Annotated in this window: 25 protein-coding genes, 1 tRNA gene and 1 pseudogene; 15 read left to right on the forward strand and 12 right to left on the reverse strand. The window is 41.1% G+C overall.

Annotation, left to right across the window (positions count from 1 at the left end):
- Nucleotides 1-4: 4 nt before the first annotated feature.
- On the forward strand, nucleotides 5-943 hold the full coding sequence (locus H6G28_RS10870) for a serine hydrolase (RefSeq protein ID WP_190670671.1): 939 nt from the start codon (nucleotides 5-7) through the stop codon (nucleotides 941-943).
- A gap of 214 nt (nucleotides 944-1,157) precedes the next feature.
- Nucleotides 1,158-1,847 carry a hypothetical protein gene (locus H6G28_RS10875; protein WP_190670673.1) on the forward strand — a complete coding sequence of 230 codons (690 nt, stop codon included), beginning with the start codon at nucleotides 1,158-1,160 and terminating at the stop codon, nucleotides 1,845-1,847.
- 181 nt (nucleotides 1,848-2,028) lie between these two features.
- Here the strand turns inward: H6G28_RS10875 and H6G28_RS10880 are convergent, their stop codons facing one another.
- The 4 genes from H6G28_RS10880 to pds form a co-directional block, all read right to left on the reverse strand.
- A complete protein-coding gene (locus H6G28_RS10880) occupies nucleotides 2,029-3,339 on the reverse strand; it encodes an ABC transporter substrate-binding protein (RefSeq protein WP_190670674.1) in 1,311 nt (436 codons plus the stop codon).
- Between the two features lie 194 nt (nucleotides 3,340-3,533).
- A tRNA-Ser gene (locus tag H6G28_RS10885) sits at nucleotides 3,534-3,625 on the reverse strand.
- Between the two features lie 114 nt (nucleotides 3,626-3,739).
- Nucleotides 3,740-4,672, reverse strand: a complete 933-nt coding sequence (crtB, locus tag H6G28_RS10890) for a 15-cis-phytoene synthase CrtB (RefSeq protein WP_190670675.1) — start codon at nucleotides 4,670-4,672, stop codon at nucleotides 3,740-3,742.
- Nucleotides 4,656-6,095 (reverse strand): 15-cis-phytoene desaturase, encoded by a 1,440-nt coding sequence (gene pds, locus H6G28_RS10895; protein ID WP_190592456.1) that lies wholly within the window; start codon nucleotides 6,093-6,095, stop codon nucleotides 4,656-4,658. The genes crtB and pds overlap by 17 nt, the downstream gene beginning before the upstream one ends.
- A 226-nt stretch (nucleotides 6,096-6,321) precedes the next feature.
- Here pds and nagZ point away from each other — a divergent pair, with 226 nt between their 5' ends.
- Both nagZ and H6G28_RS10905 read left to right on the forward strand, forming a co-directional pair.
- The gene (gene nagZ, locus H6G28_RS10900) at nucleotides 6,322-7,407 is read left to right on the forward strand and encodes a beta-N-acetylhexosaminidase (protein ID WP_190592457.1); all 1,086 of its coding nucleotides are present in this window, start codon (nucleotides 6,322-6,324) and stop codon (nucleotides 7,405-7,407) included.
- A gap of 74 nt (nucleotides 7,408-7,481) precedes the next feature.
- Nucleotides 7,482-8,348, forward strand: a complete 867-nt coding sequence (locus H6G28_RS10905; RefSeq protein WP_190592458.1) for a hypothetical protein — start codon at nucleotides 7,482-7,484, stop codon at nucleotides 8,346-8,348.
- Nucleotides 8,349-8,799: 451 nt separating this feature from the next.
- Here H6G28_RS10905 and H6G28_RS36805 read toward each other — a convergent pair.
- Nucleotides 8,800-8,920 (reverse strand): annotated as a pseudogene (locus H6G28_RS36805) (LbetaH domain-containing protein); the annotation flags it as partial.
- A gap of 1,109 nt (nucleotides 8,921-10,029) precedes the next feature.
- On the opposite strand from H6G28_RS36805, the gene H6G28_RS10910 reads away from it, so the two are divergent.
- The 7 genes from H6G28_RS10910 to H6G28_RS10940 all read left to right on the forward strand — a co-directional run bounded on the left by H6G28_RS10910 (nucleotide 10,030) and on the right by H6G28_RS10940 (nucleotide 14,436).
- Nucleotides 10,030-10,254, forward strand: a complete 225-nt coding sequence (locus H6G28_RS10910) for a hypothetical protein (RefSeq protein ID WP_199332822.1) — start codon at nucleotides 10,030-10,032, stop codon at nucleotides 10,252-10,254.
- Between the two features lie 123 nt (nucleotides 10,255-10,377).
- On the forward strand, nucleotides 10,378-12,024 hold the full coding sequence (locus tag H6G28_RS10915) for a B12-binding domain-containing radical SAM protein (protein ID WP_190592460.1): 1,647 nt from the start codon (nucleotides 10,378-10,380) through the stop codon (nucleotides 12,022-12,024).
- Nucleotides 12,025-12,035: 11 nt separating this feature from the next.
- Nucleotides 12,036-12,227 (forward strand): CPXCG motif-containing cysteine-rich protein, encoded by a 192-nt coding sequence (locus H6G28_RS10920; protein ID WP_062287893.1) that lies wholly within the window; start codon nucleotides 12,036-12,038, stop codon nucleotides 12,225-12,227.
- A gap of 105 nt (nucleotides 12,228-12,332) precedes the next feature.
- Complete coding sequence (locus H6G28_RS10925; protein WP_190670676.1) at nucleotides 12,333-12,797, forward strand: SRPBCC family protein; 465 nt, start codon at nucleotides 12,333-12,335, stop codon at nucleotides 12,795-12,797.
- Between the two features lie 173 nt (nucleotides 12,798-12,970).
- Nucleotides 12,971-13,378, forward strand: coding sequence for a phage holin family protein (locus tag H6G28_RS10930; RefSeq protein ID WP_062287899.1), 408 nt, complete (start codon nucleotides 12,971-12,973; stop codon nucleotides 13,376-13,378).
- A 116-nt stretch (nucleotides 13,379-13,494) separates the two neighbouring features.
- Nucleotides 13,495-13,680: a YqaE/Pmp3 family membrane protein gene (locus H6G28_RS10935; protein WP_190592462.1), complete on the forward strand. Its 186-nt coding sequence runs from the start codon at nucleotides 13,495-13,497 to the stop codon at nucleotides 13,678-13,680.
- Between the two features lie 327 nt (nucleotides 13,681-14,007).
- On the forward strand, nucleotides 14,008-14,436 hold the full coding sequence (locus tag H6G28_RS10940) for a Uma2 family endonuclease (protein ID WP_242049202.1): 429 nt from the start codon (nucleotides 14,008-14,010) through the stop codon (nucleotides 14,434-14,436).
- Nucleotides 14,437-14,617: 181 nt separating this feature from the next.
- On the opposite strand, the gene H6G28_RS10945 is transcribed toward H6G28_RS10940, so the two are convergent.
- Nucleotides 14,618-15,400 carry a coiled-coil domain-containing protein gene (locus H6G28_RS10945; RefSeq protein WP_190670677.1) on the reverse strand — a complete coding sequence of 261 codons (783 nt, stop codon included), beginning with the start codon at nucleotides 15,398-15,400 and terminating at the stop codon, nucleotides 14,618-14,620.
- Between the two features lie 273 nt (nucleotides 15,401-15,673).
- Between H6G28_RS10945 and petJ the strand changes: the two genes are divergently transcribed.
- From petJ to H6G28_RS10965, 4 genes are all read left to right on the forward strand, one after another.
- Nucleotides 15,674-16,000, forward strand: a complete 327-nt coding sequence (petJ, locus tag H6G28_RS10950; RefSeq protein ID WP_190592503.1) for a cytochrome c6 PetJ — start codon at nucleotides 15,674-15,676, stop codon at nucleotides 15,998-16,000.
- A 110-nt stretch (nucleotides 16,001-16,110) separates the two neighbouring features.
- Nucleotides 16,111-17,130, forward strand: a complete 1,020-nt coding sequence (locus tag H6G28_RS10955) for an aldo/keto reductase (RefSeq protein WP_190670875.1) — start codon at nucleotides 16,111-16,113, stop codon at nucleotides 17,128-17,130.
- Nucleotides 17,131-17,185: 55 nt separating this feature from the next.
- Entirely contained in the window at nucleotides 17,186-17,656 is a 471-nt protein-coding gene (locus tag H6G28_RS10960; RefSeq protein WP_190670678.1) for a VOC family protein, read from the forward strand.
- Nucleotides 17,657-17,817: 161 nt separating this feature from the next.
- Nucleotides 17,818-18,096 carry a hypothetical protein gene (locus H6G28_RS10965; protein ID WP_190670681.1) on the forward strand — a complete coding sequence of 93 codons (279 nt, stop codon included), beginning with the start codon at nucleotides 17,818-17,820 and terminating at the stop codon, nucleotides 18,094-18,096.
- A gap of 218 nt (nucleotides 18,097-18,314) precedes the next feature.
- On the opposite strand, the gene H6G28_RS10970 is transcribed toward H6G28_RS10965, so the two are convergent.
- The 6 genes from H6G28_RS10970 to H6G28_RS10995 all read right to left on the reverse strand — a co-directional run bounded on the left by H6G28_RS10970 (nucleotide 18,315) and on the right by H6G28_RS10995 (nucleotide 26,785).
- Nucleotides 18,315-19,829, reverse strand: coding sequence for a trehalase family glycosidase (locus H6G28_RS10970; protein WP_190670683.1), 1,515 nt, complete (start codon nucleotides 19,827-19,829; stop codon nucleotides 18,315-18,317).
- 47 nt (nucleotides 19,830-19,876) lie between these two features.
- Nucleotides 19,877-22,642, reverse strand: a complete 2,766-nt coding sequence (treY, locus tag H6G28_RS10975) for a malto-oligosyltrehalose synthase (protein ID WP_190670685.1) — start codon at nucleotides 22,640-22,642, stop codon at nucleotides 19,877-19,879.
- Between the two features lie 130 nt (nucleotides 22,643-22,772).
- Nucleotides 22,773-22,949: a hypothetical protein gene (locus H6G28_RS10980; RefSeq protein WP_190670688.1), complete on the reverse strand. Its 177-nt coding sequence runs from the start codon at nucleotides 22,947-22,949 to the stop codon at nucleotides 22,773-22,775.
- A gap of 18 nt (nucleotides 22,950-22,967) precedes the next feature.
- Entirely contained in the window at nucleotides 22,968-24,815 is a 1,848-nt protein-coding gene (treZ, locus tag H6G28_RS10985; protein WP_190670690.1) for a malto-oligosyltrehalose trehalohydrolase, read from the reverse strand.
- 228 nt (nucleotides 24,816-25,043) lie between these two features.
- The gene (locus tag H6G28_RS10990) at nucleotides 25,044-25,235 is read right to left on the reverse strand and encodes a hypothetical protein (protein WP_190670692.1); all 192 of its coding nucleotides are present in this window, start codon (nucleotides 25,233-25,235) and stop codon (nucleotides 25,044-25,046) included.
- Between the two features lie 140 nt (nucleotides 25,236-25,375).
- Nucleotides 25,376-26,785 carry a site-specific integrase gene (locus H6G28_RS10995; protein ID WP_190592470.1) on the reverse strand — a complete coding sequence of 470 codons (1,410 nt, stop codon included), beginning with the start codon at nucleotides 26,783-26,785 and terminating at the stop codon, nucleotides 25,376-25,378.
- Nucleotides 26,786-26,966: the final 181 nt, after the last annotated feature.

Below are 26,966 nucleotides of genomic sequence, written 5' to 3' on the forward strand. Positions count from 1 at the left end.
TTCGATGGTTTTCTTTAGAAAAGACGAGCAACTAGAAAATTTGGGTAATGGCATTTTAGAAGCAACTTGGGCAACATTTCCGACATTAGCCCAAAATCAAATTGCTTTGACTTGGATTGTCTATGATCCACCAGCACCTGTAAATACTGGTGGTGCTTTAACTCCCAATGCCTTTTGGAATCACCCAGTCCGTGGTTTTACTTATCGCGGTGTAGAACGGATTTATCCCGCGAGTGTGGTTAAGTTATTTTACTTGGTAGCTGTAAATGAATGGTTAGAAAAAGGCATGATCCAAACCTCGAAGGAATTGGAGCGAGCCTTGGGCGATATGATAATTGATTCTAGTAATGATGCCACAAGTTTAGTTGTAGATATTTTGACTGGTACTACTTCCGGGCCAGAGTTACCACCAGGGCCGTTTGAAACTTGGAAGCAACAACGCCATATTGTTAACCGTTACTACCAATCTTTGGGTTGGGAAGAAATGGAGACGATAAATGTTTGTCAAAAAACTTGGGGTGATGGCCCTTATGGACGGGAACGCGCTTTTTATGGGGAGATGTTTGATAATCGCAATATGTTGACAACCCATGCGATCGCCCGTTTACTACATAGTATCGTTGGTGGGGTCGCAGTTGCGAGTGGGCGATCGCAAGCCATGATGAATCTACTCAAACGCAGTACCAACCCCGAAGATTTACCTAAAGATGTTGAAGAAGACCAAATCACAGGCTTTATTGGTGGTGGTTTACCGCAAAATGCTCAAATTTGGTCAAAAGCTGGTTGGACAAGTCAGGTTCGTCACGATGCAGCGTATATCGAAATACCTGATCAACGTCCTTATTTACTGGTAGTGTTTACTGAAGGTAAAGCCAACGCCAAAAGCCGCGAAATTCTCCCCTTTGTCTCGAAACTAATTGCCGAAGCCATTAGCAATCTTTAAAGTTTTTAGCAGCCTTGAATAAATTACCAAGCATCTATTCCTAAGTCCCGAAAAATTAATTTTTTCATATCTCACCTCCGCTACCTACGTCATTCTCAGGATGTAGAAAATGAATTTGTGAGTTAAAGTCTAGCCACTACCAAATTTTGCGGAGTATAACCGTAAAATTCAGGATTTTGACAGCAATATTCTGTTAGGAGTGAATGTGAAAACTATGTTTCTGCGTAAAGGTTTTGTTTTGTTACCGGGGTTAGTGACTTTTGCTGTCTTGAGTTGCGTTTTTTCTGCTCACGCCCAGACAGTAGACAAAGCAAATACTCAGCAGTTGATGGATTCTTCTATTACTACTAATCCCGTCCTCACACCGATTCCGGGAACAGTAGCCACCTCATCTACGGCTTTAATTCCTCAACCTGTTGAACCTACTACTCAACCTTCAAATGTTCCAGAAATTGCTCAATCAGATGTTGTGAATGTCGGTAGACGGACTCGCGGCGGCAGAAGTTACATTGGTGTTGGCGCTAATATTGGCTTAAGTGGGGGCGAGACATCTTTAGGTGATGGTAATTTTGCCGTGCTGAGTAAGGTGGGATTTACAAACGCTTTTTCTATCAGACCTTCAGCCATATTTGGTGACAACACCACTATTTTGATTCCCGTCACCTACGACTTTTCCTTGCAACAAGACGAATTTACTGAGCCTTTACCTATCGCTCCCTATGTGGGAGTTGGTGCAGCTATTAACACTGGTGATAATTCACAAGTTGCTTTCTTAGTATCTGGCGGTATCGACGTATCCCTCAACGCCCAATTTACCGCCACAGCATCCGTAAACGCCGGATTTTTTGATCAAACTGATGTGGGTTTGTTGGTAGGCGTTGGTTACAATTTCAACGGTTTTTAGAAAATAGGGGCTAGTCCGTTGAATTTGATGAGATTTACCCATTTTTTATTTCTACAGTTTTGGAATGAGTAATGAGTAATGAGTAATGAGTAATGAGTAAAAGGTTGGGCTGAAGGAAGTGAAACACTCAACCCAGCCTTGTATCTTATAATTCTCGACCAAACTAGCCCCTAACCTCTTCTTACTTAGGTGTAACTTTGTCAATTACGGTGATTTTACCGTCATCTCCTACAGCCCAAACATCATACACACCAAGGACATCGCCATTTTCGTCCACATCTACGTTACCACTTGCACCTTGGTAGTTGATCGTTTTACCTTCTTTGAGTAACTTTAACCCTTCACAAACATCAGTCACTTCTGTACCAGAGCCAGCCGCAACTTCCCGAATTTTACTGGAAATGCCCACACCTGTGTTTTCTTTGGCGGCTTGTGCTGCTAAGACTAGCAATGCAGCTGCATCCCAGGCTTGGGGTGCGTACTCTCCTGGTGAACCACCTTTTTTCTCTTTCCACAACTTGTTAAAGGCTTCTAAGGCTTTACCATCAGAACCCGGTACTGTCCCTAATGCCCCGGTTAAGATAAATTTGCCATCGCTACCTTTACCCACTTGTTCAGGGAAAGTAGGGGATTTCACGCCATCGGTGAGTAGAACTTGTACTCCTTTGGTCAACCCTTGTTGATAGGCAGCTTTTAACAGCAGACTACCTGTTTCGGCGTAAAGTACAGCGACTACTGCATCTGGCTTACCAGCAAACGCCGCCGCCGCTTCAGTGTCAAAGGTTTGGGCTTTGGGGTCGTAACGCACTGGGTTATTTTTGTTAATTACTGTACCGCCTAATTTTTCAAAAGTTTCGACAAAAGCTTTTTCAAAACCCACACCGTAATCGTTGTTAATTACAACTGTGGAAACACGTTTAAAACCTTTTTTGTTAGCTAACTGGGCTAATGCTAATGCTTGGTAAGTATCTGGGGGTGCAGTCCGTGCCCAAAAGCCTTTAAATTCGCCTTTTTTCGCTTTCTCCGTAAATACGGGACTGGTGCTACCAGGAGAGATCAACATGACGTTATTCGGTACAGCAACGGAAACTGCTGCTGTGGAAACACTACTCGCAAAGGAACCAACTACACCAGCTACTTTATCTAGTGTTGCTAGTTTGGTCATCCCAGCCGCACCGGCTTTGGGGTCTGTTTGGTCGTCGACTTGTACGAGGGTGACGTTTTTACCATTGACTCCACCACAGGCGTTAACGGTATCAACTAGCAATGGTACAGAGCCTACCATCTGCTGTCCAATGGAAGCTAAGTCACCTGTTGTTGGTAATAGAGTGCCAATTTTTAACCCGTCATTACTGCTGGTGGTAGTTGAGTTAGCAGTTGGGCTGGTAGTACTAGTGCTATTGTTGGTGTTGGCATTGTCGCAAGCTGCCATCAAAAAGCCTGTGGCTATGGTAGCTACACTCAAGGCTAGGGCTGTAGTAATTCTTGGCATAATTTACTTTCACTCCTCTGAAATGCGGGAGCCTGAAAGTAAGATTCAAACTATGTTTCAGATAGCTCAATCTCAACAGACTCCAAATGTTAAATAATAACATCCACCGTGAGGAGTATCTGTATTAATGCCGACATTAATATTAATATTTGTTTAATATTTAGCAGTACTGAGTGCAATTTACTGCCGAAAAACGGAGAGGGAGGGATTCGAACCCTCGGTACGGAGTTGCCTGCCGTACAACAGATTAGCAATCTGCCGCTTTCGACCACTCAGCCACCTCTCCAGGGTCACGAATATTTATGATAGCAGATTTTTTGGGAAAGTCAAACAATTTTTAGAAGGCAGTGTTTCGACTACCTTCTGCCTTACCTTAATGATAAATACTCACGCCAATTACTTACAGCACTTGCGATCGCATCCAAGCCAAGGGTAAGGTGCGGAATTTCTTCAATTGCGACACAAAAGCCCGTTGGCTGAACACATCATAATCATTGCGTTCAATGGCATCCAAAATCTGCCCGTAGAGCATGGAAGCTGCCCACACTGGCCAACGAGCATCGGGTGACAGATGACTAATACCTTGTTCGGCTTTGGTATAGAATTGCCTCGCCCGGTCAATTTGAAATTGCATTAAGGCTCGCCAACGGTCATCGACTACACCTTGAAAGAATTCTGGCTCGGTGTAGTTGAATCGCGCTAAGTCTTCTAGGGGTATGTATATGCGTCCGCGTCGGGTATCTTCCCCCACATCCCGCAGAATGTTGGTGAGTTGATTGGCAATGCCGAGGGCGATCGCTTCTTCTGTGGGAATATACTGTGGTTTTTTCTGATTCCAAGGTGTCGTATTAGCTTCAGTATCTACACCCATAATGGCTGTTGACATTAACCCCACAGTCCCAGCCACACGATAACAGTAGAGGTATAATTCCTCAAATGTTTCGTAGCGGCTGCGGTATAAGTCCATACGCTGGCCAGCAATCATATCCCGAAAGGGCTGAATGTCGAGGGGAAAGTTTTGCAAACTATCCACCAAAGCGACATCGTAATTTTCCTGTGGGTGTCCTGCAAAAATCGATTCTAGTTGCTGCTCCCATAGGTCTAGGGTTTCTGGGGTGGTGATGGCAGATGCAGGCCCATCTACTAATTCGTCTGTACGGCGACACCAAGCGTAAATTGCCCAAACGGCTTGACGCTTTGCCGGACTCATCAGCAAAGTACCAAGGTAAAAGGTTTTGGCATACTTGGCTGTAAGTTGCCGACAAAGTTTATATGACTCGTCTACAGAGACCAGCGTTTTCATGCGCGGGGGGGAATCAGGCAGTTGCAGCATTCGTTGCAGGCGGTCGGGTTAGCGTTTGTAAGTTTGAGGCACTGGCCTCTGGCAGCGATTCACAAATCGCCTGCGCTGTTAGCTTACCAGAAAGTACGGCCCCTTCCATACTGCCTAGATAGCGTTGCATGGTGTAACTCCCACTCAAAAAGAAATTGGCGATGGGCGTTTTTTGGGGCGGACGGTACTGTTGACGACCAGGAGTCGCTTTGTAAACTGAACGCGGCGTTTTCACTACATGAGATTTCAACAGTTTTGCTGGATTTTCTTTCCCAAAGTGGTCGGGGAAGAGTTTTTCCAACTCAGTCATAGTTGCAGCCACAATTTCCTCGTCAGATTTGCTCACCCAATCTTTCGCTGGAGCTAGAACTAATTCCAGCATTGAGCGATCAGGGTTAGCATATTCTCGACAAGTGTTGCTCATATCAGCATAAACGCTGAGGAGGGGCGATCGCGAGAAAAGTAGGTGATCAATGTCTGTTAATTTCCGATCAAACCATAAATGAAGGTTAACTACTGGTACGCCTTCTAAGCCTTCTAGCTTTTGAAAGAATTCCATTTGCTGCCAAGGTTCAGGCAACATCACTTTTAACGGATCAACTGACATCGCTGATACGTAAAAGTCTGCCGTCACCACTTCATCGGGTTCGCCATTTAACCCACGCAGCAAAAATTCTTTAACTGTGCCATCAGGGTGAAGCACAATTTCTTTGAGGGGGGCATTGAGCCGCACTTGGCCACCACGTTCGGTAATGTAATCAACGATGGGTTGACACAATCTTTCGGTGGGCGAACCATCCAAAAAGGCGATTTTGGAGCCGTATCGCTCTTGCAAGAAACGATTGAGGGCTGTTAATAAAATTGTTGAAGAAACTTCATCAGGGTTAATAAAAGTGAGGGCTTTAGAAGCAGCAATAAACACGTCACTTGCTACTCGTTCACCAACGCCTTGTCTTTTCAGCCATTCAGAAAAGCTGTACTTGTCCATCTCCTCAACATACTTTTGACCCCGGACAATGGCTGGCAGCAGGCCAATAGCAAACCTAATCTTCTGCTCCCAAGTCAACATATCGTTGTTACGCAGAATCGAGGCAATGATGTTAAACGGAGATGGAATGTCAGGAACATCAAACCGTGAGAGTGTTCCGGGCTTTTCTGGTTGATTAAAAATTAGTGTATGTTCTTTCCATTGGAGGCGGTCTTCAATGCCTAATTCCTTGAGCAATTGCAGCATATTGGGGTATGCCCCAAAGAAGGCGTGTAACCCGGTTTCGTACCAGTCGCCGTCAGAGTCTTTCCATGCCGCTACTAGGCCACCCAATACGTCCCGACGCTCTAAGACAATGGGAGTGTGACCTGCGTCTACAAGATATTTCGCGCAGGAAAGTCCTGCTAGACCAGCACCCGCGATCGCTACTCGCATTTCAACCTACTGTTGTTCAATATTTCTTAATGGTTTTGTCGTTCTCATTATACGTTGCAATCCGTTACATTTGGCAGTAATTGTGCGTTTGCTTGGGGAAAAAGTTCTATTAAGAGGTGACAGGTTATAGGTTAGAGGTTACAGATTACAGGAAAAATTTGTATAACACTTTATTGCGAAGGCAAATTTTTATACAAAACTTTTTTAGAAAAATAGGTAAAAAATTATGTCAATTTCACGAGAGCTAGAACTATTTGGAAATCACGTAATTTTGGGGGTTTCCGGCACAACATTGAGTGATGATGATAAGCGGGCGCTGGGTGAATTAAAACCAGTGGGAGTCATATTTTTTGGGAAAAACTTTATAGATGGCGTTGCTTATGAGGTTTGGTTAGAAAGTTTTCAAGAACTCATCGACCAAATTCGAGAATATGCGGAACGTGATTCGATGTTCATGACTTTAGATCATGAAGGCGGGCGTGTGGTTCGCACACCTTTACCTATTACGAGATTTCCTTATGCTTCACTGTTGCGATCACAAGCCAGGGAAGTAGCAAAAGCCACAGCCAGAGAGTTGAAATCACTGGGAATTAATGTCTCTTGGTCGCCTGTGGCGGATGTTTATTCTAATCCTCTCAACCCGGTAATTGGGGCGCGTGCTTTTGGCAACACACCAGAAACCGCAGCTCAGTATGCGTTGGAATATTATCTAGGGTTGCAAGAGTCTGGTATTTTAGGATGTGCCAAGCATTTTCCGGGACATGGAGACACAAGCACCGATTCTCATGTTGAGTTACCAGTGCTGAATTTAACTGTACAAGATTTGCGCGATCGGGAACTGATACCTTTTAAAGCTTTGATTGCAGCGCAAATTCCTTTAATTATGACAACTCATATCTTATTTCCTCAAATTGACCCAGATGTGCCAGGAACTATCTCACAACCAATTCTGAAAAATATTTTACGAGAAGAACTAGGGTTTGAGGGTGTTGTCGTATCCGATGATTTGGATATGAAAGCAATTTCCGATATGTTTACCCAAAGCGGTACTGTTGCACGCGCCTTTAACGCTGGGTGTGACTTGTTTATTTTGTCGCGGAATATCAATTCATCGTCTTTGGAACGTACTTATTATATGGCGAAAGATTTTGCTGATGCTCTCAGTCAAGGTAGCTTGCAGCAAGAGGTAGTGAAAGCCGCTAGACAGAGAATTGAAAATTTGTTAGCCCAAACACCACAATACATTGTTCATGCTTTGGATAAAGCTACATTACTACGACACGCAGAATTAGCGATCGCTTGCACTTTTTAATAGAACAAGCCATAAGCAAGGATATGGTGTGCATCAACACTTTAAACTAGGTTGCATTGCCAAATTTTCATTACATGACCAGATTCATTCATGACCAATTCGCTAAAGACTACCTTGAAGAATTACTCACCCCTTATGGCGAAGTTCAAGCAGCACGACGAGTTGCAGGCGAAGTCAGAGAAATAGACGTTTATTTCATTCCCACCCAACCAAGCAACATCTCAGAAACCCTTGGTTTATTGGGACAATTTGCCACGACTCCGGCGTTGTTTGAACCGTTTCGGAATCCTGCGGCGGCTACAGAAATCTGTGATTGTCTTTTAAAATTATTAGAGGTACGTGGCGATTTACAACGGCAAGCAAATCGAAACAACACCCGCATTCAAGAATCTGATTTACCAAAATTATGGATTCTGACACCAACAGCATCAGCATCACTCCTCTCAGGATTTGGTGCTAACCCGAAAGCTGATTTTCTGCCCGGTGTTTACTTTATGGCAGACTACCTACGTACAGCCATAGTCGCAATTCATCAGTTACCTATTATCCCCGAAACCTTATGGCTGAGAATCATTGGTAGAGGAAACGTTCAGAAACAAGCCATTGATGAGCTAGAAGCACTATCTCCTAATAACCCATTCCGAAAAGCAGCATTAGAATTACTATACAACTTGCAACAAAATTTACAATTTACGCAAAATCCAGACGAAGAAGATAGGGAGTTAGTTATGCGATTAGCACCACTTTATCAACAAGATAGAGAACAAGCGATACAAGAAGGTGAAAGGTTAGTTGTGGAAAATTTGCTGAGGGTTCGCTTTGGTGAATTAGATAATCAACTACAAGCAATTATTGAACCTTTATTAGCTTTATCACCGGAAGAATTTACTCCTTTGCTGTTGCAATTATCGCGCGAAGAATTAATCGCTAGGTTTATCTAAGTCAAAGTCTCAATAGTAGTAAATTAATTTTCAAATCTTAAACAAACAGATTTATTTAGATGGAAATACTTTACTACGACACGTAGAAGTAGCGATCGCTTCTATGGGCAGGGCGGCCGCATCATGTCAATAAGGCTAAACTATTCTCAATAGTCTCAAAAATAATCGCATTAAGCCATGTTTATTGACAAAGATTTTAGCGATCGCTTTGAGGTTTGGACAGTGGTTCAAATGATAAATGCTGATTTTTCCGTTGATTCTCAATTTCAGTAGTCACTAAGTATACTTTAGATGCGTTCGCCCTGCTTCTATAGGACTCATATTTGATTTATGAAAAATATCAGTACATCCAAATAATGTTTCGTTCCTACACCCCACTTCCTATTCCCTGTCTATACAAATAGGTTCAGAAATCAAACCTGATTACTATATTCACATCTTGTACCTAGCGTGTGCAGAAATACGCCCCTTGAGATATACACACATGACTTTCAATCGTCACAGTCGCTAGATTATCAATCCAAGCATCTTCCCCAATCCACACATGGATCACCCACAACCAGCCGCCAGGGGTTAATTCGGGAAACCTTGAAGTAGCAAGGGTTGTACATTTTGATTGCTGGAACAGGATTACCTGTATAAATCATCATTGTTTCTCAGCATCTCAATAATTAATTTTATAGGTACCCTTTTTTGTCAGATATGCTGCGCGAATAGGAGAATTTCACCTACATTACGTAATAGACATCTCCAATAACTATCAAACCCTTTATCTGGCTAGTTTTTAGGGTGCAAAGGCAAGCATTGTGAATCAACTAGTCTATATGAGCCAATAAGGGTTTGAGATATTTATTGTAGAGAACAAGACCAAAATATCTGGTGATGTGCATTAATTTTAGCTTAGGCGATCGCGTGGATTTCTGGTGGTAATATAAGTGCGCCAATTCGCAATCTTACTAGTCCACAAATTGTCAAAATTACTTGTTCATACTTTGTTTTCTCTTGCGTATACTGAGCTATTGCTATTTTTTACTATACATATCACTATGGTATTATTTCAGTGATTAGTTTCAAGCATATAATGCAGTCTGCGTATTTACACTTAAATTAGGTTGATTATATGTGAATTTATCGTAAATTTACTCTAGGCAGAAGGTGAAATATTCTGATTTAGTGGAGAGGTACCTTTTTTACTGATGTAATATCCACGTAAGTAGTACAGAAGGAAGCAATTGCATGAAAAATTTAAACCCCAAAGAACTAATGCTTGGAATTATTGTGCTTGTTTGTTTATTTGGCCTAATCGGATTTTCGATTGTCGATAAAGACACTAGACCAGCTTTTCTTGATGTAGCGAAGGTCAGTATAGGCGCGTTCATGGGGTATCTCATCCCCAACAATAAATAATCCCCATGAGTCATATCACAGGGATTAAATCGTTTTTATAGTCTTAAGCCCTTACGTGTTGGTAGCATGTAAGGGCTATTTTATTTTATGGCCAGTTGTAGAAATAGTCACTATTTATGTGTAAGATCCAGTTCTCTAAGCTTCTTGAGATACAAAGGTGTCTTAGATCTAAGCTTGAAACCCACCTTAAATTTTTAGCGGTGCGTTGTGTTTCGCAACAACACACCCTACATTTCTAACGCACAACCCAGATGAAGAAGATAGGGAGTTAGTTATGCGATTAGCACCACTTTACCAACAAGATAGAGAACAGGCTACACAACGAGGAATTCAGCAAGGTCAACGGTTAGTTGTGGAAAATTTGCTGAAGGTTCGCTTTGGGGAATTAGATAATCAACTACAAGCAATTATTGAACCTTTATTAGCTTTACCACCGGAAGAATTTACTCCTTTGCTATTGCAATTATCGCGGGAAGAATTAATTGCTAGGTTTTGTTAAGTTATAATTAGAAATGTGGAAAGACTTTTAAACGCAGAGGCTCGCGGAGGTAAACGCAAAGGTACGCAGAGTCTTTTTTTCGTTTTTTTAATATAAAAATTGGAATATAAAATCTAAAATTGCATGACATCATCTCTATTTGCTGCTGAACGACTTTTATTCACTCCTACTACTCCTGACACTAATGCGATACCCTTAATTTTTGCCTTTCCTAATGAGTACAGTGTGGGTATTACTAGCCTTGGTTATCAGATAGTTTGGGCAACTTTGGCAATGCGCGATGATGTGCAGGTGAGTCGTCTATTTACTGATATACATGAACAACTTCCGAGACAACCAGAAATTGTGGGATTTTCGATTTCGTGGGAATTAGATTATGTAAACATTTTAAATTTACTTGAATCTCTAGATATTCCAATTCGGGCAAAGTTACGAAATGATGCTCATCCGCTAATTTTTGGTGGTGGCCCAGTTCTCACGGCTAATCCTGAACCTTTTGCCGCTTTTTTTGATATCATCTTGTTAGGAGATGGGGAAAATCTGCTGGGTAATTTTATTGAAGCTTACAAAGAAGTTAGACAAGCTCCTAGACAAATTCAGCTTCAAAGATTGGCTCAAGTACCAGGAATTTATATTCCGAGTTTGTATGAAGTGGAATATTACACACCAGATGGTGAGGTAAAGTCAATTCAGCCAATTGATGCGGATGTGCCGACAATTGTGCAGAAGCAGACTTATCGCGGAAATATTCTCTCAGCTTCTACAGTAGTTACTGAAAAAGCTGCTTGGGAAAATATTTACATGGTGGAGGTGGTGAGAAGTTGTCCGGAAATGTGTCGTTTTTGTTTGGCAAGTTATCTAACACTACCATTTAGAACTGCTAGTTTGGAAGGTTCATTAATTCCCGCAATTGAGAGAGGTTTAGCAGTTACAAATCGCTTGGGATTATTGGGTGCTTCTGTAACACAACATCCAGAGTTTGAGGAGTTATTAAATTATATTAGTCAGCCAAAATATGATGATGTGCGGTTGAGTATTGCTTCGGTGAGAACTAATACGGTAACGGTACAGTTGGCGGAAACTTTGGCAAAACGAGACACGCGATCGCTTACCATAGCTGTAGAAAGTGGTTCTGATCAACTGCGGCAAATCATCAATAAAAAGCTGCAAAATGATGAAATCATTCAAGCGGCGATAAACGCGAAAGCTGGCGGACTCTCAGGCTTAAAACTCTATGGGATGGTGGGTATCCCTGGGGAAGAGGCGGACGATTTAGACGCAACTGTGGCGATGATGCGGAGTATGAAAAAAGCTGCACCAGGACTACGGTTAAGCTTTGGCTGTAGTACCTTTGTCCCGAAATCTCATACACCATTTCAATGGTTTGGGGTAAACCGTCAAGCAGAGAAGCGGTTGCAGCTTCTACAAAAACAACTCAAACCCCAAGGAATCGATTTTCGTCCAGAAAGTTATAACTGGTCTATCATACAGGCTTTGTTGTCGCGGGGCGATCGCAGATTATCCCAACTTCTCGAACTCACCCGCGATTTTGGCGACTCCTTGGGTAGTTATAAACGCGCCTTCAAGCAACTTAAAGGACAAATCCCCGATTTAGATTTCTACGTCCATAGTACTTGGTCAACATCCCAAGTCTTGCCTTGGAGCCACTTGCAAGGGCCGCTACCGCAGTCTACACTACTAAAGCACTTGGATGAGGCGACAAGTCATTTCCGTTCAGCCTCTAAAGAACTACAACCGTTAAATTCGTAGTCAAAATTTGAATGCAAACCACTGCTGAGTATTACTGCGCCTTTTGCGGCGAACCAAACTTAACCTTTATTGACTTGAGTGCGGGGGGACAACAATCTTATGTTGAAGATTGTCAAGTTTGCTGTAACCCCAATATTTTGTATATCCGGGTTGATGAAGACACCTTAGATATCGAAATCGACACTGAATACGACGAAGGCTGATATATTTTGGATTTTAGATTTAGAATCGCTGTGTATCCCTTGGGTGTATTAATACCATCTGTCACCATCATTTTTTCTTGGTATGAGTTTTAGGTTTTGCTGTTCATGCTGCACTTCAACCATTCATCTGTAATTAATGCGCCAATAGAAGTAGTTTGGCAATTTCACGAAAGACCAGATATCCTACAAACGCTAACTCCACCTTGGCAACCAGTCCAAGTAGTCCGGCGGGAGGGAGGACTGCAAATAGGTGCTATTACAGAGTTTCGTTTGTTTTTGGGTTTAGTACCTTTAACTTGGTTAGCGCGTCACACCCAATGCGAACCATATCACCTATTTGTCGATGAACAAATATCTGGCCCCTTTGAAACTTGGGTACATCGTCATGAATTTCAGTCAGAAGATGGCAAAACCAAGCTAACAGATGCAATTTCCTACTCTATGCCAGGGGGAGATACCGTTGAATTTATCAGTGGTTGGCTAGTCCAAAGTCAACTAGAAGCGATGTTTCGCTACCGCCATTATGTAACGAAGCGTGAATGTGAAGGTAAAGGCGGCAACTGGTGGTAAAAATAGGGATTAGAGGCTAGAGTTAGTTTTCTCGTAATTTACGAAGTTTCTGCCAAAATCAGTCAACTGGTAGAAGCACAATCTATCTTATAAGAGAGGTTGAATCTTTCTAGATTGTTAATGATAGTAGCAAGACATTCAAACAAACTATCACTGACTTTTTAGGTAAAACAATGTTGGGAACATTTCTTATCACTCTAGCTACAGCACTCAGCTTACTAATTGTTGATTTAGTTGTACCTGGTGTTAATATTGCTAACTTTCCTTCGGCGTTAATTGCTGCTGTTGTCATTGGCTTACTCAATAGTTCTGTCAAGCCAGTTCTTTCTACCCTATCTTTACCATTAAACCTGTTAACCTTTGGCGCATTTTCCCTGGTTGTGAACGGTATTTGTTTCACATTAGCCGCATTTTTAGTGCCTGGGTTTAGCGCACATGGAATCCTCGCGTTTATTCTCGGTCCAGTTGTTTTATCTTTAGCTAACACCTTCATTGGTAATTACTTTGCTGAAAGAAACTTGTCTTTAACAGGCAACACTTCAAAAACAGGTGAATTACCTCAAGGTAATCCTCAGCAATAGTAGAAATTCGGCTGCAACAATCATCCAGAATTAACATAATTCCTGAGACAGAGTTTGTCATCAAGTTAATTCTGCACAATATGAGTTAATCAATTTGAAACAGTAACAACTAACCCATGAAAATATTACGCTTTTTACTTGCTATTTTCTTGCCTCCTTTAGGCGTTTTTCTGACAGTTGGCGTTGGCCCGACTTTGGTAATTAATATTCTGCTGACTTTGCTTGGTTGGCTTCCTGGTAGTATTCATGCACTGTGGATAGTGGCTAAGAGAGAAGAAGCATTAAATAGCGGCACTTACTAATTAGGCAAGAAAATCTACATCTTTCCATCGAACAAACCTCTCTAAATAAGGACAATCAATTAAGGGTAGACTATAAAAATCTACCCTTTTTATTATGTTTTTCTGAATATGTAGAGAGCTACAGTGACTTAAGTTTAGTATGGTATTGATTGCATATCCGATTATGAAATATAATTAGATGCTATACAAGCAAGCATAGTAAAGTTTTATGCAGAATATATGCCCCAGTCAAGTACTAAGATTTCGCTTGCAGAGTTTCTTGCTCAACCTCAAATAGAAGCTTCTCCTGCATTGGAACTAATTGATGGGTGAGTTGTCCAAAAAATAATGCCAACCTTATTTCATTCCAGGCTACAACGTAACCTAGTAAATTATATTAACGATCGCACCGATCAATTTGAAGCTGTGCAGAAGCTACGTTGTATTGTACCGCCTTATTCACCAGTACCAGATATTGTGATTATTGCAGGCGATCGCCTGAGTGATGCAGATGGCCCATTTAATGGAGCGCCAGATTGGTTAATTGAAATTCGCTCACCAGACCAAAGCACTTTAGACTTACAAAATAAGATTCTCCACTGTCTTAGTAATGGAACCCAACTGGCTTGGTTAATCGACTTGGCTCGTCAGCAAATATGGGTTTGGCAAGGAGATGACTTACCGATAATTTTTGCAAGCGGAGATTTTCTCCCCAGTTTGGGTATTCTCCCGGAAATTACAGTTGATGCTGTTATGGCGATGACTAGGGGAAGATAGCTTTTGTATGAAGTACTTTGTTAACTAAATTGTACTTGCTCAGAACCCCGACTTCTTGAAGAAGTCGGGGTTATTATGATATGAGTATCTAGTACAGATCAGCGTAAATAAACAGACCATCGGGAATTGCTAAAAGGCTTGTGATATCGTTATTATTTCTTTTTCCTTTTGCCTTGTTGTACTAGTTTTTTTCTGCTGGTTCCTTGTCTTTAAACAAATCAGCAGTTGCGAGAAGTAACTCGCGTAAGGTTTGTTTGATTTGAAATTCTTTTTTGGCGATGGCTGTACCAGCTTCACCTAGTTTATCTTCTAACTGCGATCGCTTCTGTGATACCTGGGTCGCTAAAACTTCCGCTTGGGGACGAGCTTGGTCATACCAATTTTTGGCATCATTGAGATGATTTTGAATTTCTTCCGAACGGCCGCCATAACGTGCTGCTAAATTCGCGCGGACAATGGCTAATTGTGCTTGTAATTGAGCGTAACGTTTTCTTAGTAACGAAACTTCATCACTATTTTTGATAGCATTCACAGCCGAGTCAATTACATTTTTAGTATCAGCAGTATTTTGTTTACCTGTTTCCTCAATCTCAGCTAATATCACATCTACATCTTGCTGAAGTTTTTCTTCTTCACTATCTAACTGAGCCTGTAATCTTTGCAGTTCTGACTGAGTGTGAATAATAGTTTCGTGTCTTTTGTGGTTCGCACCTTCCAAAGCACCTTCAATAGAAGCTGTCACTTCTTCTTTAATTTCAGTTCCTCTTTCTTGCAGAGTTTCAATCACAGCCGCAACCGCATCTTTAACCAGTCCCCGCAATTCGGTTGAACCTTCTTTCAACTCAGCCGCAACTTGCGAAACTGCTGATTTGACAATTTCTCTAACTCTTTCAGTCCGTAACTGACCAGTTTCTTTAACTTGTCTCAAGTCAGTTTGAATTTGTTCTTTGACATTTTTAACCATTTTCAACTCGTGTATTTAGCTAATTTGGATAAATTTATTTAGTTTAGTCATCTCCAACATCTTAATTTTGACGTATTCTATTGGGAATAGACACTTCCTTTAGATAGAAAATGACAAATTATCAGTTTGTATCTGTGGTTTTATTGACACAGCAAATATTGGGTATCGCTATGCACATAATTATGAGAAGATAAAATTTGAGATTACAGTCACTCTCAAGCAATGATGACCACCAAAGCACAAATTAAGATAATGAGAATTAATCTGCTCAAAATGATGCAGCTATTAAGTTTAATTATCTTGTTATTGACAACTACTTTTACTTTGCCTGCAAATGCCAGTGACACAGCAAACGGCGCACAAATATTTAGCCTGCATTGTGCTGGTTGCCATATTAACGGCAGTAACATTATCAGACGCGGAAAAAATTTAAAAAAGCAAGCCCTCAAGAAATATAATATGGATTCCATAGAGGCAATTACATCTATTGTCACCAATGGCAAAAGTAATATGTCTGCTTATAAAGACCGCCTGAGTGAACAAGAAATTCACGATGTTGCGGTTTATGTTCTAGAACAAGCAGCCAAAGATTGGCGTTAGATAATTATCAATTCAATTATATGAATCATATTTGTCCTACTCCCTACTCCCTACTTCCGACTCCCAGCCTTTACAGATAATTCAAAAATCAAATCGGATTACTATATATGGTGCTACTACCTACAGAAAGTCGTCTGCAACTCACTCCTGATTTAAATATTTGTCGGATATTAAATGGAATGTGGCAAGTATCTGGCGCACATGGACATATTCAACCACAAGCAGCTATACAAGCTATGTTTCAATATCTGGATGCAGGTTTTACTACCTGGGATTTAGCTGATCATTATGGCCCGGCTGAAGATTTTATTGGGGAATTTCGCCATCAACTAATTGCAACTAGAGGGAAAGAAGCTTTAGCTAACTTACAGGCTTTCACAAAATGGGTTCCTCGTCCGCGAAAAATTACGAAAAAAGTCGTTGAAGAAAATATTAATATTTCCTTGCGGAGAATGAGAGTTGAATCTTTAGATTTAATGCAATTTCACTGGTGGGAATATAATGATAAAAATTATCTAGATGCCCTGATATTTATGGCAGAATTGCAAACTGAGGGCAAAATAAAGCACTTGGCTTTGACAAATTTTGATACAAAACACCTGCAAATTATTGTCAATGCAGGAATTAAAATTGTTTCTAATCAAGTGCAGTTTTCTTTAGTTGACCGCCGTCCAGAAGTGGCAATGGTGGAATTTTGTCAGGAACATAACATTAAACTGTTAACTTACGGGACAGTTTGTGGCGGTTTCTTATCAGAGAAATATTTAGGTCAGCCAGAACCACGAAACTTTGATTTAGGTACAGCCAGCTTACGTAAATACAAAAATATGATTGATGCTTGGGGTGGTTGGCAATTATTTCAAGAATTGCTGGTGACGCTGAAAGAAATTGCTGATAAGTATGGTGTCAGTATTGCGAATGTTGCTGTACGTTACATTTTAGATAAACCAGCAGTGGGAGGTGTGATTGTTGGCGCAAGACTGGGTGTATCGGAACATATCGAAAATAATGCCAAAGTATTTGGTTTTAGTTTAAATCAGGAAGATTGCGATCGCATCGAGCAAGTCTCGCAAAAATCCCGCGATTTATATAAAATAATTGGCGATTGTGGCGATGAATATCGAAGATAATTCGTAGTTATTTACTGTAGCTAGTACGTCAAAGCGATATCTGAAAATCTGATGTATGAAAAGTATCCTTACTCCTGGAAATTTGCGGAAAGTGCATCACATTGCTCTCAATGTCAAAGATATGCAAGCTTCGCGTCACTTTTACGGTAAGATTTTAGGCTTACATGAATTGACGGGTAAGCAAGTCCCCGCAACACTGGTGGAACTTGTCGCGGAAGGGAAAGTTGCCAACTTTGTGACCCCCGATGGTGTAATTTTAGATTTATTTTGGACACCGGATCTCAATCCACCCCATCCAGACCCAGAACAGAGTTTTACCAGAGCTTATCATTTGGCGTTTGATATTGATCCGCGATTATTTGAGACGGCACTAGCGGTTTTAGAGGAGAATAAAGTAGCGATCGCACATGGCCCAGTTACTCGTCCTACAGGTAAAGGTGTGTACTTTTATGACCCTGACGGATTTATGATTGAAATTCGTTGCGATCCTCAACCTGAAAATAAAGTGCTGAGTTATGAGTACTGAGTCCTAAGTCTTTTTCTAAACCGGATTTCTCTTTTCCCTTTATTTCATATATGTCTCATATTTGATTGCTGAAAAAAATACTCTTTCCTACTCCCTACTCCCTATTCCCTACTCCCAGCCTTTACAGATAATTTCAACAATCAAACCGAATTACTATCACAATGCAGATATTTCAAGTCATCGAAGCAGCACTCACAAAACCACCAATTCCCCATGAACCATACAAGCAATCACTCAAAGCTTGGGCGATGTATTGCTTGCGTGATAGAGGTTTCAAAGTTGTTTATGCTCAAAATGCTGATTTTGCCATTGAACCGAAAGGCGGAGATAAAATCTATTTCAAAGTTACCAATAATGCCGATGATGTAGATAATTCCTGCGCTTGGATAGTTTGGGATAGTGTCGCTAAAACAGCCAGCTTGATTCCACCATCATCTTGATGAGGTTGACAAGGGAACAGGGAACAGGGAAGTATTTTTCCACACCACTTGAAACCCATGATTCTCAAAGGGTTTAGTAAGGGTTTTTGTTCATTTAGGGATCTGCGGGTTAATAGGGTTGCAACCAGACGGGTTTCGACTTCGCTCAACCCTCGACCCTTGAGAGTTGAGCGAAGTCGAAACTCGGTTTACTGGTACTTTATTTTTATGCAAGTCCCTTACACCCTTACACTCTCCCCGTAACCCAAAGCTAAAAGTTCTAAAATCACGCCATTAGTCCAACCGAAACCTATTTCATTGGAACTGTAACCAAAGCAAATTTCGTCGGAAACTTGAGCAGAACAACGCTCAACGTCATATTTTTCGACGAAGAAACCAAATCTGGTAAATTCTTTCATCGCCATAGTGAGGAATTTATCAGCAATCTCTTTGGCTTCGGTATGATATCCATAGCGGCGCAGTCCCAGGACAGCAATTAATGTGAGGGGAGACCAGCCAAAAGGCGCGTCCCATTGATTTCCGGTGACATGAGAACTGGTAAAAATTCCCCCTGGCGCGACGAATGTTGGTAGATTTTGGACAATTCTTGCAGCTTGTGTGGGTGAAGCAAGTCCTGTCCAGAGAGGATAAAAGGTGGTAGCAAATTCATAATGACGACGATCGCCACTGGGGAAATGATAGTCTAGGTAAAGTCCTGTGTCTTCATCCCACAAGTGTTGATTGATACGCTCACGGCGGAGACTGGCGCGATCGCTCCATTGTTGTCCAAGTTCGGGATTACCTAAAATATCGTGAATCTGCGCCAAGTCTTGCTCCATTTGATACAGCAAACTATTTAAACACACAGGCGCATAATGGATAATATCAACGCTGAAAGGGCCAAAGCGGTTGGAAATATCAAATCCGGACTCACGCATAGAGCGATCGCCTTTGTAAAATAAGTCTGTGAGTTCGTCTTTTTCGCGGTCATAATACAAGCTCACATCATAATCATCAATCTCAAATTTTTGATAATATTCCTTGACACGTTCGTAGTGGCTGCGTCCTTCCTCGTCCAGTTCCGAAAACACAACTTCGGGGGCTGGCCCTTCTCCTAAAGCAAAATATCGGGATAAACCTGTAGCGGGATTGAGATGCGGCGGTACTACCCAGTAATAATAAAACTGTTCTAATAAGGGCAAGGTTGATTTTAACCATGCTATGTCTTGGGTATGTTGAAACAACGCCAGCACCATCAAACTGAGGACAGGGGGTTGCGATCGCGTCAGCATATAGGTACGGTTGGCATTGAGGATAGTGCCGTAATGCTGCACTTGATAAAGTAATTGATCAACTTGACTTTGGGCTAATTCCCATTCTTCATCCCGCAGCAAGCCCAGCAAAATAAAATAGCTGTCCCAGCCATACATCTCGTTAAAACGTCCACCAGGAACAACATAAGCGCCGGGGAGATATAACAAGCCGTGTTCTTGAATATCTGCAACTTCGTTGGGTAAGGTGCGAATTTCGATTTGCTGCATTTCGGTTGCAGATAGCGATCGCTCTAACACAGACTTGACTGTATTACAGTCTTCTTGGGGAGATATGTAAATTAACCACGGGGTATTGGCTTGGTGTTCTAGTTTGGTGTCTTGGGCTGATTCTAGTAGGTGTTGATGGGAACGGGTGAGGGTTTTCCAGGTTTGTTTGATGTAGGTGCGGACTTGTGTTTGTGTGGTGAGTTGTATAGTCATAGGTTTTACCTCACGCAAAGGCGCAAAGGCGCAAAGGATGGAAGATTTTACTCAGCAATTAATAGGGCTACGGGGAAGTGGGAGAGGGTTTGGGAGATAGGGAGAGTATCTCCGGTTTGTAGGGTTTGGTGGGTAAGGAGGTTTTGCCAAGTTTTGGCGGGGAGTTTTAGGTGTGTATCTTGCCATACTGACTCGCCTAGTGGGGGTTGTCCGAGTTGGGTGAGGCTGGTGAGGAAACGGGGGACAATGGCGATCGCGGTTTGCTTGTTATGTTGTCTGGCAAAGGCGATGATATGGTTGGCGTGGGTTCCGTGGACTTCTAGTGGTTGATATTCGCCGTTTTGGAATAAGGAAAGATATTTTGTTCTGGCTTTGAGTGCTTGCAGGGTTAAAAACAGTTTGATTCTACCGTCGGTTTTCTGAGTTAGTAGTTCGGGAATGCAGCCGAGAATATCTGTTTTGATTTGTGCTTGGATGGTACTCAAATAACTACGTCGCAATTCAAAATCTACGGGACGGCGGTTATCGGGGTCAACTAAGCTGAAATCCCAAAGTTCTGTTCCTTGGTAGAAGTCGGGAACACCAGGCGCAGTAATTTTAAGAAGGGTTTGGGAAAGAGAATTAAATATGCCATATTCGGCAATTTTTTGTTGAAAGGGACGGAAGTTATCTAAAAATTCTCGTGATAAGCTGGGGTCAAGTATTTTCTGCACAAAGGTGGTACAAGCTGCTTCATACTCGTTATCGGGGCGTAACCATGCGGTGTGAACTTTTGCTTCCCGGATGGCTTTAATCATGTATTCTTGCACTCGTTCCACAAAGGAGGCTTGTTCATGTTCTGCAAAGGGAAATGCGCCAACTAGGGTTTGATAGAGGAAGTATTCATCGTTGCGATCGACTAAGCTACGATGTGATTGATTGATTTCACTCCAGTTATTTACCTGTTGTTCCCATTCTTGAGGAATTTCGGACAACACATTTAACCTTGCTCTGACATCTTCGCCGCGCTTGGTATCATGGGTGGCGGTGGCGTTCATGGTGTGAGGCCAGTTCTGTTGGTGTTGTTGGTTAAAGTTATGAAATTGCTCAATATTAATTCCAAAATGACTGGGGTTTCCGCCGACTTCATTCAGGGAAATTAGACGGTTGTAAACATATAAAGTAGTATCTTCCACGCCTTTAGCCATGAGTGGCCCAGTGTATTGCTGCATCCGCAAGACAAAATAAATCCACTGTTCTTTTTCTGTTTGGCTGAGAGATTCATCAAACTGCAACAACAAGACTTTTTCTAAAAAGTTCATTTCGTGTTGCAACAGAGGTACTTGTTTTCTCGCTGTGTTAATTACTTGTTGAATACAAGCTTTATCTGTGTCGGAAATGGCATCGGGGGTGATATAAGTACGGTAGATAGGGAATAATGTGATAAGTTCTGCGATCGCTCGTTTCAAACCATTCAATGTAAAATCATTACCATAGCGATATTTGCTGGCAATATTTTTTAATAAACTGGCTAGATTATCAATATCACCTGCTAAATTCTTTTCTAATATGAGATGTTTTTTCTCTTTAACAAGTGATGGATAATTGACCCTTGCACCGATAAATGAATGGTAAATTTTATTAAAAGCTGCTTGATTTTGTGCTTGACAAAATACACCATTGACATAATTCAAAAAATCATATCCCGAAGTACCTTGAATCTGCCAATTGTTGGGTAAATCTTCCGTGAGTTCTAAAATCTTCTCGACAGTGATATAAACATCACCCATTTTTTCGCGCAGTCTTTCTAAATACTGGGTGGGGTTATATAGTCCATCAATATGATCAATTCTTAAGCCAGTGAATACGCCTTCTTCTACCAGTTTATGAATCAAACTATGAGTGTTGTTAAACACGCGCATTTCTTCAACTTTCACTGAGATAAGTTCGTTAACAGTAAAGAAACGGCGATAGTTCATTTCCTCAGCCCCAACTTTCCAGAAAGCGAGACGATAAAACTGGTCGTTGAGTAAGTCATCGAGCAAGTTAAAACTTTCCGAATTACCTGGTTCGCCATTAAAAATTTTCAGGTTTTCGTCAATAAATCCCCGGATATCATCATTAGTGCTGTAGAGTTCCCAAATCAAACCTTTGATAAAAGCAATTTGGTCTTGACGCTGTTTACCTGTAACTTCTGAAGGCACACTTTTGAGAATGTAGAGAACACCTAAAAGTTTAATAAAATCAGGATGATTTCTCCCCAGTGTGCGGGTGAGTTTACCAAGATTGTAAGTCAAAAATTTACTATAAGACTCTAACCGTAATGGTAATTTCAAACTGTAATAGTTAACAGTTAAACCATTCTGTTCATATTGGAGTTGAATATCTCCCTTTTCTAAAGCTTCACCATAAAAATCTCCTAACAATGGTGCAAGAATGCGCTCTTGGCTATTAGCAAAAGGCGAGTTCCAACAAACATCAAAATAATCGGTATAACTAGAATCTGCACCATGTTCTAACACATCCATTAAATAGGGATTTTCGCTACTATAAGCCATGTGGTTAGGCACAATATCTTGTAGCCAACCCATCCCCAAAGCTTGTAATTCTGCCACTAAAGCCGCAAAATCGTCCTCAGTTCCCAATTGCGGATTTAACAGTGCAGCATCTACCACATCATAACCATGTGTACTCCCAGTTCTCGCCTTAAAAATTGGCGAAGCATACAAATCAGAAATACCTAAATCTGATAAATAGGATGCGATCGCTCTAGCATCATCAAAGCCAAACTGGGGTGTAAACTGAATTCTATAAGTTACTTTTGGGATTCGCATAATATTTTTACTTGTATATAAATAGGTTGAAAAAGAGGTTCAGGGGAAAACACTCTACGCCCCTCCGCGTTGACTTCACGTAACTCTGCGTTATAGCAGTCCTAAATCATTTGTAAAATTTCTATATCTTTTAGGACTTACGCAAAATATCTCTCAAACTCTCATTTCTCCGTGAACTCTGCGCCTCTGTGGTACCCTGCGGGAAGCCGCTTGCGCGTCTACGATTTTCCGTAGCTTGTGCGTAAGTCCTGTCTTTTTCTTCTTTCTTCCCTTTGCGTCCTTGGCGTTCTTGGCGGTTCGTTTCCATATCTATGTTTTTCACGACTCATTTAGGATTGCTATACAAAACTAAACTCATAGCCGCCAACACAACCTCATCCCCCACCGCGAGTTTGTCAGCAGCTTGAGAACCTTCACCAGACCATACAGCATCGGCTGAGTCTAATAACTTCCGCGCACTTTGCTGAATTGGTAAACTTACCGCCACCGATGAGGAATTAAAATTCATCGCAAATACCACTTCCCTCGATTCACACCAACGCCGCACAACAACTACTTTTTTCTCTTCATCACTAGTTGCTGTAATACTGTCGCGGTCAAAATTCAACAACGCGGGATGAGTTTGGCGTAAATTAATTAACTGACGATACCAATTCCATAAAACCTTGTGTTGTCCTTGGTGACGCAATTCCCAGTTAAGTTTACACCGCAGAAATGTCTGTGCAGATTCGGGATCTGGTGGATCTTCTGCATAGTGGAACGCCTCAAACTCTTGCTTACGTCCAGCACGCACAGCTTGAATCAATTCAGGGTCGGAGTGGCTGACAAAATAGATAAAGGGTGCTGTTTCGCCATATTCTTCACCCATGAATAGTAACGGTAAGTAGGGTGACAACAATACAGCACCAGCCGCTAATTTCAAACCAGCAAAGGAAATTCGCTCAGATAAGCGTTCCCCCTTCATTTGATTACCAATTTGGTCGTGATTTTGAATACAGACTGAAAACTGAGATAATGGGCGATCGCGGCAAGATATCCCATGAAAACGCTTACGGTGGGGTGCATACCGCCAATCGTAGACAAACGTATCTTGGTAAGCTTTAGCTAAATCAGCACACTGACCGAAATCTTGATAATACCCTTGGCGATCGCCTGTTAACAATGTATGTAATGCGTGGTGAAAATCATCACTCCACTGTGCATCAATTCCATATCCTCCCAATTCTGGCGGACGCACAATTTGCGGGTTATTCAAGTCACTTTCTGCAATTAAATAACGTTTCCATGTTCCTCCTTGGCAAAAGTTATGCACAGTTTCCGCCAATTCCCCTAAAAAATGCTTTGCACCCAAATCATAAATTGCTTGAATTGCATCCAGCCGCAAAGCATCTATATGAAAATCTCCCAACCAATACAGAGCATTTTGAATAAAATAATTTCGCACACCTTGACTATAAGCATCATCGAAATTCATCGCGTTGCCCCAAGGTGTCTTATAAGTTTTAGTAAAATAGGGCGCAAATTGACCCATATAATTACCTTCTGGGCCAAAGTGGTTATAAACCACATCCAGCACTACAGCAATTCCCTGTTCGTGACAAGCATTTACAAATTGCTTGAAATCGGCGGGACTACCGTAGGAATTTTGTACCGCATACAGATAAACGCCATCATATCCCCAATTGCGATATGCCAAATCAGGCTGAATATGATCATCGCCCGGAAATTGGGCAATGGGCATAATTTCAATCGCGTTAATTCCTAACTCCCGTAGTTCTGGTAAACGGGGAATAATCGCAGCAAAGGTTCCTTCCGGTGTGAATGTCCCGACATGGAGTTCATAAAAAATCATCGATTCTAAGGGAATACCCGTCCAGGTTGTATCTGTCCAGTCAAATTGATGATCTACAACCACAGAAGCACCGTGAACTCCCTGGGGTTGAAACTGCGAAGCCGGGTCAGCAAAAGCTTCTTGCTCATTTAGTTGATATCGATACAATGTACCTGGATACACATCATTGACTTTTAATTGCCAGTATCCCTCTGCTTGCGGTTTTAGCGGAATTAACTGCGACTCTGGCGTTAAAATCTCTACCGCAACGCTGTTTAAGGTGGGAGACCAAACAGTAAACTCACACTCGCCGTTACCTAAGTAGTGAGCGCCAATTTTCACACAGCATCCTCCGCTTAAATGATGTTCTGAATCAGTGTTTGACAACTGTAAATGTCATCAAGTCAACATTTTTCAGTTATCTGTCAGATAGCATCATGATATTTTTCTCAGTTATTTCACTAGTGCCAAAAGATATATTTGGTAGTCAGCATTTGGAAATAAAAAGACCATCCTCTGGTGAGATGTCAGTTTAAATCTGATCTCAAATGACACTTTCTCAGAAGGGTATCAATCCGATTGTTTCTGTTTATCTAATTTTTCTTGTACCGCATCCCTACAAAATTGTGCTGGGTCGGGTTGTGCTTTCACTGCATCTTTCATGTCTTTACTTGCACGAAAGCTGATTTGCTCTGTTAAGGGTTCCTCACCTTTTCTTTGTCCTGGTTCTAAATTTTCAGGTGTTCCTCTAGGATTCGGCATTTATGTAGAAACGTAAATATAAATTGAATCGATTGAAACCAATCGATTAGAGTTTTAATCAGTGGTTACTTAACCCTGGAAAAGTTGTTAACCACTGATACCACTCGTAAAAATGGTTTTTATTGTTGGTTTAGTTGTGTTTACTTGCCTTTCTCAGCTAACAGCTTGTCAATTAATTCCTGTTGCTGTCGTAACTGTTCTTCAAGTTGCTCTATTTTCGATAATTGCTGTGTTTGTGGACTAGCTGGTAATTCTGGGTTAATTAGAATTGCTCTGTCAGTTATATCTTGATAGTGTTTTTGGCTGACTGCTTCACCATGACCACACCAAGCACTTACTATTTTTTCATCCCTGCCTAAATCGAATATTTGGTGTGTGATGAATGTATGTCGTGTGTTATAGGGTGATAAATACTTAGTTAGTTTACCTTGCTCTATCAATTTATCTATAACTGGCTTCCAATGTTCTGAAGTAAAAATATTTCCACGTATGATTTTTTTGGTTTTGGTTTTAAATACAGTTTCATTTGCTTCCCCTTGAGGAATTGATTTTATTAGGTTCCATAGTTCCCCATCTTTAGGCATAGGGAAAATTCTAATTAATTCTTTATCCCCTTTGGATGTTTTTGTATGATAAAACTTTTTAGTTACTCTATCGTATGTTCTACGAATGTATACACATTCTTTCTCCCAATTAATATCACACCATAAAAAAGCAATTGCTTCACCCGTTCTACATCCTGTAAGAAATTTAAATTTAGTAAAATCATGCCAGTGAAATTTTTTAGGGTGATTTTTGAAAGCTTCTAAAATTGTTTGTACGTCATGCCAAGTATAAGCTTTCGATTTATCTAGTACATCATCATCGGTTTCTGTGTTAACCTCTGTCTGTTTTTTTCCCTTTGCACCTAAAACCTTAATATCATCTGCTAATCCATCGTAGGGATTAAAACTTACAGATTTGTTTTTTATTGCCAATTGATAGGCTTTAGATAAATTAGAAAGTAAAATTTTAACTCTATTTAAGCTTCTATTCTCAACTAACCAATTTCTAATCTTGATTGCATCCTCTGACTTAGTAGCTTCAATTGCTGATTTAATAAAACTTGAGTATTGATGGCAATACATATTAACGAAATGACTTTCTTTCATTCCTAGTTTTATGTATTCTAAATACCTATCCCAGACTTCAAGTAGTGATAACTCTGGCTTAGGTGGTAATTCATCACTAGTTTTGATCCCTCCATCCACTAACCTAAGCCTTGCCTGTAATCCGTATTCCTTTAAAATTGCCTGATAACGTACCTCATTAAAGTTACCGTTGCCGTCGTCAAGCTTTCCCTTCTCAAGCTCTAACTGTAGCCGACGTTGTAATTTATCTGCCTTAGCTTCCCATCCCTCAACATTAGAAATACCAGTACCTTTTTTGACTTGTTTACCATCCGCGAAATAGTTACGAGGAAAGCAAGCCTTGATGCTACCGCTATCCTCACGTACTACTATTTGACCCTTCTTAGTCTTACCAGTCGGTGTTGTGCTGCTATTTACCATAATGCTCAAAAAATGCTCAAATGTGAATGCTCAATTTTAAGGCACTTGGTATTATAAGGTGCTTGAAATAAAAAGACCAGCCTCCCACAGCTGGTCAATGAAATATTTTTCGCGTTGTCTTCTCAATAGAGTTAAAACCCGATTGCGCGTTCCCAAAATGCAACGGGCAACTTTTCTTAAC

The sequence above is a fragment of the Nostoc sp. FACHB-190 genome, assembly GCF_014696905.1.
Lineage (GTDB): Bacteria > Cyanobacteriota > Cyanobacteriia > Cyanobacteriales > Nostocaceae > Nostoc_B.

What these genes read in the sequence shown, in the direction of transcription:
- H6G28_RS10870 (WP_190670671.1), top strand. Translation starts at nt 5, where the DNA reads ATGGTTTTCTTTAGAAAAGACGAGCAACTAGAAAATTTGGGTAATGGC.
- H6G28_RS10875 (WP_190670673.1), top strand. Translation starts at nt 1,158, where the DNA reads ATGTTTCTGCGTAAAGGTTTTGTTTTGTTACCGGGGTTAGTGACTTTT.
- H6G28_RS10880 (WP_190670674.1), bottom strand. Translation starts at nt 3,339, where the DNA reads ATGCCAAGAATTACTACAGCCCTAGCCTTGAGTGTAGCTACCATAGCC.
- crtB (WP_190670675.1), bottom strand. Translation starts at nt 4,672, where the DNA reads ATGCTGCAACTGCCTGATTCCCCCCCGCGCATGAAAACGCTGGTCTCT.
- pds (WP_190592456.1), bottom strand. Translation starts at nt 6,095, where the DNA reads ATGCGAGTAGCGATCGCGGGTGCTGGTCTAGCAGGACTTTCCTGCGCG.
- nagZ (WP_190592457.1), top strand. Translation starts at nt 6,322, where the DNA reads ATGTCAATTTCACGAGAGCTAGAACTATTTGGAAATCACGTAATTTTG.
- H6G28_RS10905 (WP_190592458.1), top strand. Translation starts at nt 7,482, where the DNA reads ATGACCAGATTCATTCATGACCAATTCGCTAAAGACTACCTTGAAGAA.
- H6G28_RS10910 (WP_199332822.1), top strand. Translation starts at nt 10,030, where the DNA reads ATGCGATTAGCACCACTTTACCAACAAGATAGAGAACAGGCTACACAA.
- H6G28_RS10915 (WP_190592460.1), top strand. Translation starts at nt 10,378, where the DNA reads ATGACATCATCTCTATTTGCTGCTGAACGACTTTTATTCACTCCTACT.
- H6G28_RS10920 (WP_062287893.1), top strand. Translation starts at nt 12,036, where the DNA reads ATGCAAACCACTGCTGAGTATTACTGCGCCTTTTGCGGCGAACCAAAC.
- H6G28_RS10925 (WP_190670676.1), top strand. Translation starts at nt 12,333, where the DNA reads ATGCTGCACTTCAACCATTCATCTGTAATTAATGCGCCAATAGAAGTA.
- H6G28_RS10930 (WP_062287899.1), top strand. Translation starts at nt 12,971, where the DNA reads ATGTTGGGAACATTTCTTATCACTCTAGCTACAGCACTCAGCTTACTA.
- H6G28_RS10935 (WP_190592462.1), top strand. Translation starts at nt 13,495, where the DNA reads ATGAAAATATTACGCTTTTTACTTGCTATTTTCTTGCCTCCTTTAGGC.
- H6G28_RS10940 (WP_242049202.1), top strand. Translation starts at nt 14,008, where the DNA reads ATGCCAACCTTATTTCATTCCAGGCTACAACGTAACCTAGTAAATTAT.
- H6G28_RS10945 (WP_190670677.1), bottom strand. Translation starts at nt 15,400, where the DNA reads ATGGTTAAAAATGTCAAAGAACAAATTCAAACTGACTTGAGACAAGTT.
- petJ (WP_190592503.1), top strand. Translation starts at nt 15,674, where the DNA reads ATGATGCAGCTATTAAGTTTAATTATCTTGTTATTGACAACTACTTTT.
- H6G28_RS10960 (WP_190670678.1), top strand. Translation starts at nt 17,186, where the DNA reads ATGAAAAGTATCCTTACTCCTGGAAATTTGCGGAAAGTGCATCACATT.
- H6G28_RS10965 (WP_190670681.1), top strand. Translation starts at nt 17,818, where the DNA reads ATGCAGATATTTCAAGTCATCGAAGCAGCACTCACAAAACCACCAATT.
- H6G28_RS10970 (WP_190670683.1), bottom strand. Translation starts at nt 19,829, where the DNA reads ATGACTATACAACTCACCACACAAACACAAGTCCGCACCTACATCAAA.
- treY (WP_190670685.1), bottom strand. Translation starts at nt 22,642, where the DNA reads ATGCGAATCCCAAAAGTAACTTATAGAATTCAGTTTACACCCCAGTTT.
- H6G28_RS10980 (WP_190670688.1), bottom strand. Translation starts at nt 22,949, where the DNA reads ATGGAAACGAACCGCCAAGAACGCCAAGGACGCAAAGGGAAGAAAGAA.
- H6G28_RS10990 (WP_190670692.1), bottom strand. Translation starts at nt 25,235, where the DNA reads ATGCCGAATCCTAGAGGAACACCTGAAAATTTAGAACCAGGACAAAGA.
- H6G28_RS10995 (WP_190592470.1), bottom strand. Translation starts at nt 26,785, where the DNA reads ATGGTAAATAGCAGCACAACACCGACTGGTAAGACTAAGAAGGGTCAA.